Annotated in this window: 10 protein-coding genes; 8 read left to right on the forward strand and 2 right to left on the reverse strand. The window is 66.6% G+C overall.

The genetic code is table 11. The features are described from left to right. Positions 1-99: 99 nt before the first annotated feature. The 4 genes from INQ40_RS02670 to INQ40_RS02685 all read left to right on the forward strand — a co-directional run bounded on the left by INQ40_RS02670 (position 100) and on the right by INQ40_RS02685 (position 4865). Positions 100-1563, forward strand: coding sequence for a bifunctional 2-methylcitrate dehydratase/aconitate hydratase (locus tag INQ40_RS02670; protein ID WP_194341542.1), 1464 nt, complete (start codon positions 100-102; stop codon positions 1561-1563). A gap of 200 nt (positions 1564-1763) precedes the next feature. Further along, on the forward strand, positions 1764-2819 hold the full coding sequence (locus tag INQ40_RS02675; protein ID WP_193985985.1) for an OmpA family protein: 1056 nt from the start codon (positions 1764-1766) through the stop codon (positions 2817-2819). A gap of 248 nt (positions 2820-3067) precedes the next feature. Then, the gene (locus INQ40_RS02680) at positions 3068-4084 is read left to right on the forward strand and encodes an OmpA family protein (RefSeq protein ID WP_193985987.1); all 1017 of its coding nucleotides are present in this window, start codon (positions 3068-3070) and stop codon (positions 4082-4084) included. A gap of 190 nt (positions 4085-4274) precedes the next feature. Continuing rightward, positions 4275-4865 carry a hypothetical protein gene (locus INQ40_RS02685; protein WP_194341545.1) on the forward strand — a complete coding sequence of 197 codons (591 nt, stop codon included), beginning with the start codon at positions 4275-4277 and terminating at the stop codon, positions 4863-4865. A 105-nt stretch (positions 4866-4970) separates the two neighbouring features. Here INQ40_RS02685 and kbl read toward each other — a convergent pair whose 3' ends face one another. Beyond that, positions 4971-6164: a glycine C-acetyltransferase gene (kbl, locus tag INQ40_RS02690; protein ID WP_194341547.1), complete on the reverse strand. Its 1194-nt coding sequence runs from the start codon at positions 6162-6164 to the stop codon at positions 4971-4973. 100 nt (positions 6165-6264) lie between these two features. Further along, positions 6265-7299, reverse strand: coding sequence for an L-threonine 3-dehydrogenase (tdh, locus tag INQ40_RS02695; protein WP_194342379.1), 1035 nt, complete (start codon positions 7297-7299; stop codon positions 6265-6267). Between the two features lie 298 nt (positions 7300-7597). On the opposite strand from tdh, the gene INQ40_RS02700 reads away from it, so the two are divergent. The 4 genes from INQ40_RS02700 to INQ40_RS02715 all read left to right on the forward strand — a co-directional run bounded on the left by INQ40_RS02700 (position 7598) and on the right by INQ40_RS02715 (position 15112). Further along, positions 7598-9703 carry a S46 family peptidase gene (locus INQ40_RS02700; RefSeq protein WP_228482167.1) on the forward strand — a complete coding sequence of 702 codons (2106 nt, stop codon included), beginning with the start codon at positions 7598-7600 and terminating at the stop codon, positions 9701-9703. A gap of 88 nt (positions 9704-9791) precedes the next feature. Next, on the forward strand, positions 9792-11876 hold the full coding sequence (locus INQ40_RS02705) for a S46 family peptidase (protein ID WP_228482168.1): 2085 nt from the start codon (positions 9792-9794) through the stop codon (positions 11874-11876). A gap of 448 nt (positions 11877-12324) precedes the next feature. Further along, complete coding sequence (locus INQ40_RS02710; protein WP_194342381.1) at positions 12325-14415, forward strand: S46 family peptidase; 2091 nt, start codon at positions 12325-12327, stop codon at positions 14413-14415. A gap of 49 nt (positions 14416-14464) precedes the next feature. Then, positions 14465-15112 carry a histidine phosphatase family protein gene (locus INQ40_RS02715; RefSeq protein WP_194341551.1) on the forward strand — a complete coding sequence of 216 codons (648 nt, stop codon included), beginning with the start codon at positions 14465-14467 and terminating at the stop codon, positions 15110-15112. Positions 15113-15142: the final 30 nt, after the last annotated feature.

A 15142-nucleotide genomic window follows, 5' to 3' on the forward strand; every position in this document is an offset into this window, starting at 1 on the left:
TGGCCCGGCAAGTGTGCATGCTCGGTCCGCCGTGTACGTCCACGTCCCGCTTATGAGCGGGCAGGCACAGTGGTCACCCCGCACCGTGGAGCCCCGCCGATGAGTCAGCCCGACAGCCGTTCTGCGATCCGCCCCTCGCCAGACCAGCCGATGCTGGATGTGGCCGACTACGTGCTGGACTACACGATCGATTCGGTGGAGGCCTACGACACGGCGCGCTACATGCTGCTGGATTCGCTGGCATGCGCGGCGTTGGTGATGGAGCACGCCGAATGCGTTGCCCATCTCGGGCCGCTGGTCCCCGGTGCGGACCTGAAAGACGGCGCGCGCGTCCCGTTCACCGGATTCCAGCTGGACCCGGTGCAGGCGGCCTACAACATCGGCGTGCAGATCCGCTGGCTGGACTTCAACGACACTTGGCTGGCGGCGGAGTGGGGACACCCGTCCGACAACCTGGGCGCGATCCTCGGCGTGGCGGATTATCTGGGCCGGATTGCGCAGCAGGAAGGCAGGGCGCCGATGACCGTTCGCGACGTGCTCGGCTGGGCGATCAAGGCCCATGAAATCCAGGGCTGCTATGCGCTGGAGAACGCGTTCAACCGCCTGGGGTTGGACCACGTGATCCTGGTGCGCCTGGCATCGACCGCGGTGGCGACGCGGATGCTCGGCGGTGACCGTGACGCGATCTGGTCGGCGCTGTCGCACAGTTGGATGGACAACGGCGTCCTGCGCACCTATCGCCACGCGCCCAATACCAGTCCCCGCAAAAGCTGGGCCGCCGGCGACGCCTGCCGACGCGCGGTAACCCACGCACTCAACGCCGTGCGTGGCGAGGTCGGCTGCCCCAGCGCGCTGACCGCACCGGCCTGGGGCTTCTATGACGTTGCCTGCGACGGTCGGCCCTTCTCCTTCGAGCGCCCGTTTGGCAGCTACGTGATGGAAAACATCCTGTTCAAGCTCAGCTTCCCCGCCGAGTTCCACGCCCAGACGGCCGTCGAGTGCGCCATGCAATTGCATGCGCAGGTGCAGCAGCAGTTGGACGCCGGCGGCGTGGACGCCATCGAGCGGATCGAACTGGAAACCCAGCAGGCGGCCATCCGCATCATCGACAAGACCGGTCCGCTGTCCAACTACGCCGACCGCGACCACTGCCTGCAATACATGGTCGCCGTGCCCTTGCTGTTCGGGCGCCTGACCGCCGATGACTACAGCGACGCGGTTGCCGCCGACCCGCGCATCGATGCACTCCGGGACAAGATGACGGTGAGCGAGGACCCGCGGTTTACCCGGGACTATTCCGATCCCGCCAAGCGCTATATCGGGAACTCGGTGCAGGTGTTTTTCAAGGACGGCACCCATACGCAAAAGATTACGGTAGACGTGCCAATTGGCCATCGGGAGCGCCGGGCGGAGGGAATACCGGTGCTGATGGACAAGTTCGAGCGCGCCATGCGCGGCCGGCTTTCTGCCGAGCGGGCGGACCGGTTGATGACGCTTGCAAATGGGCCAACGCAACTGGAATCGCTTGCCGTCACCGAGTTCATGGATCTGTTTTCGAACTGAACGAACCGCAATACGTCCGGCCGCGCCGTGGGAACTTAGTCAATTGTTAGTCGCCTGTTAACACGGCCTTCACGGTCGCGACCCTAGGCTTCACCCCGATGGCGTCAAAACGGCAGCCGTCCACAAGCGCTACCGAAACACGCACCCCGATTTCTACAGACCCGTTCCATACCAGTTTCGATCCATACGGAGATATACGAATGAACAAGAAACTCCTCTGCGCAGCCATGCTTGGTGGCCTGGCGTTCGCCGGCGCCGCAAGCGCTCAAGAGTTCGATGACCGCTGGTACCTGACCGGTTCCGCGGGCATGAACATCCAGGACAACAAGCGCGATTCCCGCGATGCGCCGTTCCTGGCTCTGGGTGTGGGCAAGTTCCTCAACCCGAACTGGTCGCTCGACGCCGAGCTGAACTACCAGAAGCCGAAGGCGGATCGCAACCAGGATCTGAACTGGAGCCAGTACGGTATCTCGCTCGACGCGCGTTACCACTTCCTGGCCGAAGGCCGGAACTGGAACCCGTACGTGCTGATGGGCCTGGGCTACCAACGCGCCGAGGAAGAGTTTGATCCGTCCAACCCGCTGCTGCCCGCGCGCTTCACCCGCAACGGTGCCCCCAGCGTGCAGAAAGACGGCCACGTCGCCGGCAAGCTCGGTTTCGGTGCCCAGGGCGATGTGGGTCGCGTCAAGATCCGCACGGAGTTGGCCTATCGCATTGATGCGCACGACGACAGCGTTGGCGCGTTCCTGAGCGACGACGTGCCGCGCGATGACGGCGCCGACTGGTTCGGTGACGTCCTGGCCTCGGTCGGTGTCGTGGTTCCGCTTGGTCCCGAGCCGATGGTTCCGGTTGCTCCGGCGCCGCCGCCGCCGCCGGCCCCGCCTGTCCAGGAAGCCCCGGTTCCGGTCACCATCGATCTGCGTGGCGTGAACTTCGACTTCGACAAGTCGACCCTGCGCGCCGATTCGCTGGCGATCCTCAACGAGGCGCTGGAAATCCTGCGTCGTTACCCGGAAGTCCGCGTTGAAGTGGCCGGTCACACCGACCTCTGCGGTTCGGATGCGTACAACCAGTCGCTATCGGAGCGTCGTGCCCGGGCCGTGTATGACTACATGACCTCCAACGGCATCGATTCCAGCCGTCTGGCCGGCCCGATCGGCTACGGCGAGAGCCGTCCGCTGGAGCAGACCGAGCAGACGCAGCCTGGCTGCCGCAACGAGCGCAACCGTCGCACCGAGTTGAACGTTCAGAACTGAGTGAGGCATTCACCGCTGCAGGTCCTCCTGCAGCCGTGACGTAAACCCGAAGCCCGGCAGAGATGCCGGGCTTCGTCGTTTTCGGCGCTTGTTAATAAAACGTTTGAAAAGGTGTATCATCACGATTGTGACTGCGGCTCGTGGCGGCGTCGTGCCGCCTATCCGAAGTGACCTGCCTGTTCCAGCGATGTGTTGCACAACCGATGTGTCGCCCAACAATTTCCCCCGGATCCACTGAAGGAGCTTCCATGAAAATTCGCTTGATGAGCGCCGCGCTGCTCGCCGGCCTGGCATTTGCCTCGGCCGCCAATGCGCAGGAATTCGATGACCGCTGGTACCTGACCGGTTCCACCGGTTTCAACCTGCAGGACAGCGACCGCGGCACCAACGACGCCCCGTTCCTGGCGCTGGGCCTGGGCAAGTTTGTCAGCCCGAACTGGTCGATCGACGGTGAGCTGAACTACCAGAACCCGAACTTCGACGCCAACCAGGACCTGAACTGGAGCCAGTACGGCATCTCGCTGGACGCGCGCTACCACTTCCTGGCCGAAGGCCGCAACTGGAACCCGTACCTGCTGATGGGCCTGGGCTACCAGCGTGCCGAGGAAGAGTTCGACGCGTTCCCGAACCCGAACTCGCCCGGTCAGCGCGTTGACGGCAACCTGGCCGCGAAGGTCGGTGCCGGTCTGCAGGCCAACATGGGTCGCTTCGGTGTGCGTACCGAGCTGGCTTACCGTGGTGACTTCGACGACCAGAGCGTCCACAACCCGAACGAGAGCTGGTTCGGTGACCTGCTGGCCACCGTTGGCGTGATCATCCCGCTGGGCCCGGAGCCTGTGGCTGCCGTGGCGCCGGCTCCGGTCGCTCCGGCGCCGGCTGCTCCGGTTGAAGAGGCCCCGATCCCGGTGACCATCGACCTGCGTGGCGTGAACTTCGAGTTCGACAAGTCGAACCTGCGCCCGGATGCGGTTTCGGTCCTGAACGAAGCTGCGCAGATCCTGCAGCGCTACCCCGAGCTGCGCGTCGAAGTGGCCGGCCACACCGACTCCAAGGGTTCGGATGCGTACAACCAGGCCCTGTCGGAGCGTCGCGCGAGCGCCGTGTACGACTACCTGACCAGCAACGGCGTTGACGCCGGTCGCCTGGTGGGCCCGAACGGTTACGGCGAGAGCCGCCCGATCGCGCCGAACACCAATCCGGACGGTTCGGACAACCCGGCGGGTCGCGCCGAGAACCGCCGCACCGAGTTGAACGTGCAGAACTAAGCACGTCTGCGACAACAGGGCGCCTGCGGGCGTCCTGCGCGCTACCGAAGCCCGGCCATCGTGCCGGGCTTCGTGTTTTCCGACTGTTGGCCGGGCAGCTGATGCGCTTGCGGTTGTTCAACGCCAGGGCGGCGCATACACTGCCGATGACTGGACGCGGTGTCCAGAAGCCGTTTCCAGGGAGTTCGACATGTTGCGTGCCGCTGCTTTTCTCGTCCTGTTGTCATCCGCCGGCGTGGCGGGCGCGCAAAGCCCTGCCTGCAGCAGCTTGTCGGCGCCGGCCGTGCCGGTCCAGCGCACCGTCATCGTCCCGGTCGCCTCGGAGTTCCGTACCCCGGGTCGCCAGCTGGGGGCGCCCGCAGGCGTTCTGTCGCAAGCCTTGAGCGAGTCGCTTTCCGCCGAGCAGGTGATGTTCCGCAAGCAGCTTGAAAGCTGCGCCACGCTTGCCAGCATCGCGCCGCCGGTATCGCCGGCCAGCTTGCCTGCGGCCACGGTTGCCCCGGCGGTGCCGGGAGCCACGGCTTCGACGACCACCACCGGCGCCGTGCCCACGGCGACCGATCCGGCCGCCTACAAGCCGCGTACCGAGTTCGACAACACGCCGTGGCGGTTCAACATGAGCGAGAACGGCCAGCGGATGACCGCCGATGCCTTCGACGAGTGGATGAAGGCCAAGGGCTTGCAGGTGGTCGGCGGCAAGTTCATGCGGATTCCTGCCGCCGCAGCGGTCCCGGCCGCGGAGGCAGTCGAGGCCGCAGAGACGCCGGTCCAGGATCAGTAGGCGGTTTAGATAGAGCAAATCCGGATTTTCGACCATGGTCGAATCCAGAAAGTAAAAACGGCCGCAGATGCGGCCGTTTTTTATTTGTCTCGATCAGCTGAGCGCTCAGTCCTTCAGCACGCCCAACTCGCGGCCGATGCGGACGAATGCCGCAATGGCGTGGTCGAGCTGCTCACGGGTATGGGCGGCGCTGATCTGGCTGCGGATGCGCGCCTCGCCCTGGGGCACGACAGGGAAGAAGAACCCGATCGCGTAGATGCCTTCATCCAGCAAGCGGTCGGCGAATTTCTGGGCCATCGGCGCGTCGTACAACATCACGGGGACGATGGGATGGTTGCCGGGCTTGAGGTCGAAGCCGGCGGCGGTCATTTTTTCGCGGAAGTAACGCGTGTTCTCCTCCAGCGTGGTGCGCATGGCGTCGGCGCCGGCCAGCATCTGGAAGGCCCTGGTCCCGGCCGCGACGACATGCGGCGGCAGCGAGTTGGAGAACAGGTACGGGCGCGAACGCTGGCGCAGCAGTTCGATCACTTCCTTCTTGCCGGTCGTGAAGCCGCCCACCGCGCCGCCCATGGCCTTGCCCAGGGTGCCGGTGAAGATATCGATGCGGTCCATGACATCCTTGAGTTCGGCCGAGCCCCGGCCGGTGGCGCCGATGAAGCCGGTGGCGTGGCAGTCGTCGATATGCACCATGGCGCCGTACTTTTCGGCGAGCGCGCAGATCTCGTCCAGCGGGGCGACGAAACCGTCCATCGAGAACACGCCGTCGGTCGTGATCAGCCGGGTCTCGCAGCCGGCGGCTTCCGCGGCTTGCAACTGCTTTTCCAGGTCGGCCATGTCGCAGTTGGCGTAGCGGAATCGCTGGGCCTTGCACAGGCGCACACCGTCGATGATCGATGCGTGGTTGAGGCTGTCGGAAATGACCGCGTCGTCGGGCCCCAGCAGCGGATCGTACAGGCCGCCGTTCGCGTCGAAGCAGGAGGCGTAGAGGATGGTGTCCTCAGTGCCGAAGAAGTCGGCGATCGTCTCCTCCAACTCCTTGTGCAGGTCCTGGGTACCGCAGATGAAGCGCACGGACGCCATGCCGAAACCGTGGGAATCCAGCGCGTCCTTGGCGGCCTGGATGAGGTCGGGATGATCGGCCAGGCCGAGGTAGTTGTTGGCGCAGAAGTTCAGCACCGTGCTGCCGTCTTCCAGGGTGATCTGCGCCGACTGCGGGCTGCTGATCACACGCTCGGACTTGAACAGGCCCGCCTCGCGGATTTCCTCGAGGCTGGTGGCGTAACGCTTGGTCAGGGACATGGCGGCTCCAGAAAGCAGTGGTCGATGTCGGTCGCTGCGCGCAGGTCGCGGTGGCGCGGCGTCGTTAAAACGCGGAGTACGGCGGGCGAGCGGCGCGGACTCAATTCCAGCTGAGTACGATCTTGCCCGACTGGCCGGCTTCCATGAGGTCGAAGCCCTTCTGGAACTCGTCCACCGGCAGCTGGTGGGTCAGCACCTTGCCCAGCGGGAATCCGCCCAGCACCAGTTGGGTCATCTTGTACCAGGTCTCGTACATCTTCCGCCCGTAGATGCCGTGCAGGGTCAGGCCCTTGAAGATGATCTTGTCCCAGTCGGCGCCGGCGCCCTGGGGCATGATCCCGAGCAGCGCGATCTTGCCGCCGTGGTACATGCAATCGAGCATGTCGTTGAAGGCACGCGGGTTGCCGCTCATCTCCAGGCCGACGTCAAAGCCCTCCATGTGCAGGTCCTTCATGACGTCCTTCAACGAGGTGTTGGCGACGTTGACCACGCGGGTGGCGCCCATGTCGGCGGCGAGCTTGAGCCGGTAGTCGTTGACGTCGGTGACCACCACGTTGCGCGCGCCGATGTGCTTGCAGATGCCCGCCGCGATGATGCCGATCGGGCCGGCGCCGGTGATCAGCACGTCCTCGCCGACCACGTTGAACTCCAGCGCGCAGTGCGCGGCATTGCCGTAGGGATCGAAGAACGCGGCCAGCTCGCTGGGGATCTGGTCGGGGATCGGCCACAGGTTGGTCGCCGGCATCACGATGTACTCGGCGAACGCGCCGTTGCGGTTGACGCCGATGCCGACGGTGTTGGGGCACAGGTGCTGGCGGCCGCCGCGGCAATTGCGGCAGTGGCCGCAGACGATGTGGCCTTCGGCGGAGACGCGCTGGCCGACGCGGTAGCCGGTGACGCCGGGGCCGAGGTCCACGATGCGTCCCACGAACTCATGACCGATCACCAGGCCCGGCTGGATGGTGCGCTGGCTCCACTCGTCCCACAGGTAGATGTGCAGGTCGGTGCCGCAGATCGCGGTCTTCTCCAGCTTGATCAGGACCTCGTTGGCACCGGCGCTTGGCACCGGGACGTCCTCCATCCAGATGCCTTTGCCGGCTTCGCGCTTGACCAGCGCCTTCATCGTGGAGGGGATCGAGTGCGCTGCGGAGGGCTGCGCGGTGGCAATGGTGTCGGACATGGATGGCCTGGCGGAAACGGCGGATTGAGGGCCAATTGTACCGGCCGCGCCTTCGGACCCGATGACGGACCTTGCACGCGACGGTGCCGGCGCCCCGACCGCAGGCATGACCGTTGGCGGTTGCGGACCGTCGCTGGCATTGCTTATCGTCGACGGTTGCACAACACAGACCGGGGCACCCGTGACCTTTCGATTCCTCTCGGCGGCCCTGACCGTCGCGCTCGCATCCACCGCCGCCCACGCCGATGAAGGCATGTGGCAACCCCGCCAGATGCCCGAGCTGGCAGCGCAGCTCAAGGCGCGCGGCCTGCAGATGGACCCGGCGGCGTTGTCGAACCTGGCCGGCAAGCCGCTGGATGCCGTCATCAGCCTGGGCGGCTGCACGGCAAGCTTCGTGTCACCTACCGGCCTGGTGGTGAGCAACCACCACTGCGTCTACGGCGCGGTGCAGTACAACTCCACGCCCGAGCGCGACCTGCTCAGCGACGGCTTCGTCGCCAGGACACTCGCCGACGAACTGCCCGCCGAGCCCAATGCGCGCATCTACGTCACCCAGGAGATCGAGGACGTCACTGCCCGCATCACCGGCGGACTGGACGGGCTGGATGGCAAGGCGCGCTACGACACCGTGGAATCGCGCAGCAAGGCACTGGTGGCCGAGTGCGAGGAGCCCGGCGGCCTGCGCTGCAACGTCTACAACTTCCACGGCGGACTGCAGTTCTCGCTGATCCGGCAGCTGGAGATCCGCGACGTGCGCCTGGTGTATGCGCCGTCGGATGCGATCGGCAAGTTCGGCGGCGATGAGGACAACTTCGAATGGCCGCGGCACACCGGCGACTTCGGTTTCCTGCGCGCCTACGTCGGCAAGGACGGCAAGCCGGCGGCGTACTCCGCGGACAACGTGCCCTACCGGCCGGCGAGCTGGCTGACGGTGTCCCAGCAGCCGCTGGAGGAGGGCGACTACGTCATGGTGACGGGCTACCCGGGTTCCACCGACCGCTACCGCCTGCCGGGCGAGGTCAAGCAGGCGATCGACTGGCGTTATCCGACCATGGTGGGCTACTTCGGCGACTACCTGGCCACGATTGACCGCACGACCGCTGGCGACAAGGCGGCGGCGCTCAAGTACGCGTCCACCGTTGCCGGCATCAACAACGTGCTCAAGCTGTATCAGGGCAACCTGGACGGCTTCGCCCAGATGGACGATCCGGTGGGCCTGAAGCAGGCGCGCGAGGACGCGCTGGAGGCGTGGCTGGGCAAGCGCGGCAGCGAAGGCCGCGCACAGCTGGCCGCCATCCGCGCACTGGAGAAGGAGCTGGCCGAGGACCGCGCGACCCGTGAGCGCGACCTGTGGTTCAACACGGTTCTGGGCGGTGGCCTGCCTGGCGTGGCGGTCAACCTGTACCGCAACGCGATCGAGCAGGCCAAGCCGGATGCGGAGCGCAAGCCGGGCTATCAGGATCGCGATGCGCCGCGCATCGCCGGTTCGATGACCGCGTTCGACAAGCGCTACGACGCCAGGGTGGACCAGGCGCTGATGTCGCTGCGCCTGCAGCGCTACGCCAGCCAGGTGCCCGCGGCGCAGCGCGTGGCGGCCCTCGACCGCTGGCTCGGCATCAGCGCCATCGACAAGACCATCCCCGGACTGGATGCGAAGCTCGACGCCCTGTACGCCGGCTCCAAGCTGGGCGACGCCGACACGCGGCTGGCCCTGCTGAAGGCGGACAAGGCGGCGATCGAGGCCTCCGATGACGCCGCCCTGCAGCTGGCCGTGGCGATGATGCCGACCGTGCTGCAGATCGAAGCCGAGGCCGAAGCCCGCTCCGGCCGGATCTCGGCGCTGCGGCCGAAGTACATGCAGGCGATGATCGATTTCAACCAGTCGCACGGCAAGCCGGTCTATCCGGATGCCAACAGCTCGCTGCGCATCACTTTCGGCACCGTGAAGGGCTACTCGCCGCGCGACGGCGTGCGGATGACGCCGTTCACCACGCTGGCCGGCATCGTCGCCAAGACCACCGGCAAGGAGCCTTTCATCACCCCGCAGGCGGAACTCGACGCGATTGCCGCCGGCAAGGGCGCGCAGTACCGGATGGATTCGCTGGGCGATGTGCCGGTGAACTTCCTCAGCGACGTGGACACCACCGGCGGCAACTCCGGCTCGCCGACGTTGAACTCCAAGGGCGAGCTGGTCGGCCTGCTGTTTGACGGCAACTACGAAAGCCTCAGCGCCGGCTGGATCTTCAACCCCGAACTGACCCGCTCGATCCACGTCGATACCCGCTACATGCGCTGGGTAATGGACGAGGTCGACCACGCTGAACACCTCCTGGAGGAGATGGGACTGCCGCATGACTGACACCAACGCAAACCTGAAGGCCGCCGTGCGCGGCGTCCTGCTGGCCACGGCGGCCGGCCTCGCATTCGGCGCCCACGCCGACGAAGGCATGTGGATGCCCTCGCAGCTGCCGCAGATCGCCGACCAGCTGGCCGCCGCCGGCTACAAGGGCGATCCAGCCGCACTGGCCGACCTGACCCGCCCGCCGATGAGCGCGGTGGTGTCGCTGGGCGGCTGCACCGCCAGCTTCGTGTCGCCGCAGGGTCTGGTGGTCACCAACCACCACTGTGCCTACGGCGCGATCCAGCTCAATTCCACGCCGCAGAACAACCTGATGGCGGACGGCTTCAATGCCGCCACGCTCAAAGATGAAGTCTCCGCCGGCCCCGCCTCCCGTGTGTTCGTGACCACGGACTTTGACCGGGTGACCGACCGCGTGCTGGCGGATGCGCGCGGCAAGTCCGGTCGCGACTACTACGACGCGGTCGATGCGGCGAGCAAGGCGCTGGTGGCCGAGTGCGAGCAGGATGCCGGGTACCGCTGCAGCGTCGCCAACATGTACTACGGCACCGATTTCTACCTGGTCAAGCAGCTCGAGCTCAAGGACATCCGGTTGGTCTACGCACCGCCCGAGTCGATCGGCAAGTACGGCGGCGAAATCGACAACTTCATGTGGCCACGCCACAGCGGCGACTTCGCGTTCTACCGCGCCTATGTCGGCCGCGACGGCAAGCCGGCCGCGTTCTCGCCCGACAACGTGCCCTACCGGCCCAAGGCGTTCCTCGAGGTGTCGACGGACCCGGTTGCCGAGGGCGACTTCGCCATGCTGGCCGGGTACCCGGGCCGCACGTTCCGCCACCGCACCGCCGCGGAGTTCGCCGACCAGGTGGGCACCCAGCTGCCCGAGCGCGTGGACCTGTATGCCGCGATGATCGACACCATCGAGCGCGCCGCCGCCAATGATGCCGATGCCGGCGTGCTCTACGCCTCGCAGGTCGCGAGCATGAAGAACAACCTCAAGCGCGCGCAGGGTGAGCTGGACGGCCTGCGTCGCAGCGATGCGGTCGGCGTGCGCAAGCGAGACGAGGCCGCGATGCTGGCCTGGCTCGACAAACAGCCCGATGCCGCCAACGCCCGGCGCGACATCGATGCGGCGGCCGCGGTCATCGCCCAGTCGCAGGCCACGCGCGAGCGCGACCAGTTGTTCGGCCTGATGCGCAGCCAGACCCAGCTGCTCAAAAGCGCCATGCAGCTGCGGCGACTGGCGGTGGAGCGGGCCAAGCCCGACGCGGAGCGCGAAACCGGCTATCAGCTGCGTGACGAGGCGCAGATCGAGGCCTCGCTCAAGCAGGTCCAGCGTCGTTACGCCCCGCAGGTGGAAAAGGCCCTGCTGGCCGAGCTGCTGACCCGCTACCGCGCACTGCCCGCCAATCAGCGTATTGCCGAGCTGGACGCCGTGTTTGGCTCCGACAAGGCCCAGGCCGCCGCCGCGCTGGACACGCTCTACAGCGGCACCCGACTTGACGAAGAGGCGGAGCGCCTGCGCCTGCTCGCCGCCGATCCCGCGGAGATCGCCGCGTCCACCGATCCCCTGATGCAGGCCGCCGCGAAGTTGCTGCCGGCCCAGTTGCGAATCGCCGATGCGGACAAGGCCAGCGACGGCGAACTGTTGCGCCTGCGCCCGGCCTACATGCGCGCTCTGATCGGCTTCCGAGAATCGCAGGGGCAGGCGGTCTACCCCGACGCGAACTCGACCTTGCGGGTGAGCTACGGCAAGGTCAGCTCGCTGGATCCGCGCGACGGCGTCCACTACACCCCGCTGACCACCGTGCAGGGCATCGTCGAAAAGCACACCGGCGAGGATCCCTTCGACGTCCCGCAAACCCTGCGCGACGCGATCGCCAAGGGCGACTTCGGCAGCACCGTCGATCCCGTGCTGGGCACCCAGACGGTCAACCTGATGACCAACCTGGACACCACCGGCGGCAACTCCGGATCGCCCGTAATGGATGCCAACGGGAAGCTGATCGGCCTCAACTTCGACAGCAACTGGGAGGCGGTCAGCGCCAGCTGGATGTACGACCCGCGCTACAAGCGGGCCATCCACGTCGACGTTCGCTACCTGCGCTGGTTGATGGGCAAGGTGTATCCGGCACCGAACCTGTTGCGGGAAATGGAATTGCCGTTGGAGTAGGGCGAGCGGACAGGGCGCCTCGTCGCGGGCAGGGGGTGAATGCCCTTGCTGCGAATGTCCCCCGGCACCGGTGAAGCCGTTGCCTCCTCCTTTACTTCGCCGCAAGGGCATTCACCCCCTGCATCCAACATGACGGTGGTCGCACAACCGCAAGCGGCCCCGCACGGCGCGACGTGCCAGCATGGGGCGAGCTGTATGTCTTCGGGGCGATATAAAGGAGGAGGCCGCCGCCGCAGGCGGGGGCCGGGGGACATTCGCCGCGAAGACATGCAGCTCGCCCGACCCCGTAGTCCCTCGTCACCCGCGGGCCAACGCGCCGGACGCCCGCTCCCCGGCAGGCTAAAATCACCGATTCGACATCGGAAGGAGCACTTGCATGCGTTATTCGATATTGACCGCCGCCATCGCATTGACGGGCGTCATGGGGTCGGCGGTGGCCGGCGAGGGCATGTGGGTGCCGCAGCAATTGCCGGAGATTTCCGCCGCGTTGCAGAAGGCCGGACTGGAGCTGCCTGCCGAACAACTGGCCGACCTGACCGGTGACCCGATGGGCGCGGTCGTATCGCTGGGCGGCTGCACCGCCAGCTTCGTGTCGCCGCAGGGTCTGGTGATCACCAACCACCACTGTGCGTATGGCGCGATCCAGCTCAACTCGACGCCTGAAAACAACCTGATCGAGGATGGCTTCAACGCGGGTGCGAAAGAGCGCGAAGTATCGGCCGGACCGAACGCGCGCATCTACGCGCTGGATTCGATCCGCGACGTGACCCGCGATGTCCGTGCCGCCATCGACGCTGCTCCCGATGCGCTGGGCCGCACCCGCGCGCTGGAGACCGTCCAGAAACAGCTGGTGGCCGACTGCGAGAGCGACGCGGGCTACCGCTGCCAGTTCTACAGCTTCGCCGGCGGCAACACCTACCGCCTGTTCAAGAACCTGGAAATCAAGGACGTGCGGCTGGTCTATGCGCCGCCCAACAGCATCGGCAGCTTCGGTGGCGATATCGACAACTGGATGTGGCCGCGCCACACCGGTGATTTCGCGTTCTACCGCGCGTACGTCGGCAAGGACGGCAAGCCGGCACCGTACTCGACCGACAACGTGCCCTACCAGCCCAGGCATTTCCTGAAGTTCGCCAGCCAGCCCCTGAACATCGGTGATTTCGTGATGGTCGCCGGGTATCCGGGTCGGACCGCGCGCTACGCCCTGGCCGAGGAGTTCGACGCGACCGAGCAGTGGACCTACCCCACCATCAAGCGCCATTACGAGGCGATGGTGGATCTCGTCGAGGCGGCCGGCGCGAAGGACGAGGACATCAAGGTCAAGTACGCCAGCACGATCCGCGGCTGGCAGAACACGATGAAGAACTACGGCGGCCAGCTGGAAGGCTTCCAGCGCATCAACGCCAGCAAGACCAAGCACGCCGAAGAGGCCGCGGTACTGGCCTGGCTGCGCGGGCAGGGTGCCAAGGGCGAGCCCGCGCTGCAGGCGCATGCACGCCTGCAGGAACTGGACGCCGCCGAACGCGCGACCCGCGAGCGCGACCTGGTGTTCGGCCAGCTGATCCGCACCGGCGCGATCGGCGCGGCCACCGGCCTGTACCGGTTTGCGATCGAGGGCGAGAAGCCCGACGCACAACGCGATGCCGGCTACCAGGCGCGCGACCTGCCGGGTTTCGAAGGCTCGCTGAAGCAGATGGAGCGCCGCTACGACGCCGGCATGGACCGCCAGTTGCAGCAGTACTGGTTGCGCGAGTACGTGAAGCTGCCGAAGGCGCAGCACATTCCCGCGCTCGATGAATGGCTGGGCGGGAATGACGAGGCCGCCGTGCAGGCCGCGCTCGATCGCCTGGCCGGCACCAGCCTGGGCGAACTGGATACGCGCCTGAAGTTGCTGCACGCCGACCGCGCGACGCTGGAGGCCAGCAAGGATCCGGCCCTGCAACTGGCCGTTGCTCTGATGCCGACGATCCTGCAGAACAAGGAGCTCGACGAGATCCGCACCGGCGACGTGCTGCAGGCCCGCCCGGTGTACCTGCAGGCGGTCGCCGACTACCGCGCCAGCCGCGGCGAGTCGGTCTATCCCGACGCCAACTCCTCGCTGCGCATCACCTTCGGCAACGTGCAGGGCTACACCAAGCTGGACGGCAGCCGGCAGGCGGCGTTCACCACGCTGGAGCAGATCGCCGACAAGTCCACCGGCGTGGAGCCGTTCAACGCGCCCAAGGCGCAGCTCGACGCCATCGCCGCCAAGCGCTACGGCGGGCTCGCGAGCGAGGAGCTGGGCACGGTGCCGGTCAACTTCATGGCCGACCTGGACATCACCGGCGGCAATTCGGGTTCGCCGGCGATGGATGCGCGCGGCGAGCTGGTCGGGCTGGTGTTCGACATGAACTGGGAAAGCGTCAGCTCCAACTGGGTGTTTGACCCCGACATGACCCGGGTGATCGCGGTCGATGGGCGCTACCTGCGCTGGGTCATGCAGGAGGCGTTCCCGGCGCCGCAGGTGCTGGAGGAGCTCGGCCTGCCTACCGGCCAGTGATCCCCGCGCCGTCCGTCGCGCATCCTGTTCCCTCGCATCGAGTACCCGCATGAAAATCATCCTCGCCCGTCACGGCGAAACTGCCTGGAACGCCGAAGGGCGTTACCAGGGCCAGGTCGACATCCCGTTGTCGGAAACCGGCGAGGCGCAGGCGCGCGCGCTGGGTGCGCGCCTGCACGACGTGGAGATCACCCGCGCGGTCGCCTCGCCACTCTCGCGGGCACGCCGCACGGCCGAACTGGCGCTGGGCGAACACCGCGCCGGCCTGCTCAGCACCGACGCGGACCTCAGCGAGATCGCGCATGGCAGCTGGGAAGGCCTGCTGGCCAGCGAGATCCACGCGACCGATCCGGAACTGCTGAAGCTCTGGCGCGATGCACCGCATGAAGTGCTGATGCCCGGTGGCGGCGAGTCGCTGCAGCATGTGTTCGACCGCGCGTGGCCGGCATTCGGCCGGGCAATGGCCGGCCTGGGCGACCATGACACCCTGTTGGTGGTCGCCCACGACGCGGTCAACCGGATGTTGCTGTGCAATGTGCTGGGTATCCCGTTCTCGCGGCCGTGGACGTTCCGCCAGGCGCCGACCACGCTCAACCTGCTGGAAGGCACTCGGCTGGACGATCTCGAGGTGGTGCGCCTGAACGATTGTTCGCATCACACCGCGTTGTTCGGCGAAGCGGTGCACCGCGCGCTCTAGCCGCGGCCGCACGGCCCGCACCCCGTAGCT

The organism is Lysobacter sp. H21R4 (genome assembly GCF_015277535.1).
Taxonomy (GTDB): Bacteria; Pseudomonadota; Gammaproteobacteria; order Xanthomonadales; family Xanthomonadaceae; genus Novilysobacter; species Novilysobacter ciconiae.

What these genes read in the sequence shown, in the direction of transcription:
- INQ40_RS02700 (WP_228482167.1), top strand. Translation starts at nt 7,598, where the DNA reads ATGTGGCAACCCCGCCAGATGCCCGAGCTGGCAGCGCAGCTCAAGGCG.
- INQ40_RS02680 (WP_193985987.1), top strand. Translation starts at nt 3,068, where the DNA reads ATGAAAATTCGCTTGATGAGCGCCGCGCTGCTCGCCGGCCTGGCATTT.
- INQ40_RS02705 (WP_228482168.1), top strand. Translation starts at nt 9,792, where the DNA reads ATGTGGATGCCCTCGCAGCTGCCGCAGATCGCCGACCAGCTGGCCGCC.
- kbl (WP_194341547.1), bottom strand. Translation starts at nt 6,164, where the DNA reads ATGTCCCTGACCAAGCGTTACGCCACCAGCCTCGAGGAAATCCGCGAG.
- INQ40_RS02675 (WP_193985985.1), top strand. Translation starts at nt 1,764, where the DNA reads ATGAACAAGAAACTCCTCTGCGCAGCCATGCTTGGTGGCCTGGCGTTC.
- INQ40_RS02670 (WP_194341542.1), top strand. Translation starts at nt 100, where the DNA reads ATGAGTCAGCCCGACAGCCGTTCTGCGATCCGCCCCTCGCCAGACCAG.
- INQ40_RS02685 (WP_194341545.1), top strand. Translation starts at nt 4,275, where the DNA reads ATGTTGCGTGCCGCTGCTTTTCTCGTCCTGTTGTCATCCGCCGGCGTG.
- INQ40_RS02715 (WP_194341551.1), top strand. Translation starts at nt 14,465, where the DNA reads ATGAAAATCATCCTCGCCCGTCACGGCGAAACTGCCTGGAACGCCGAA.
- INQ40_RS02710 (WP_194342381.1), top strand. Translation starts at nt 12,325, where the DNA reads ATGTGGGTGCCGCAGCAATTGCCGGAGATTTCCGCCGCGTTGCAGAAG.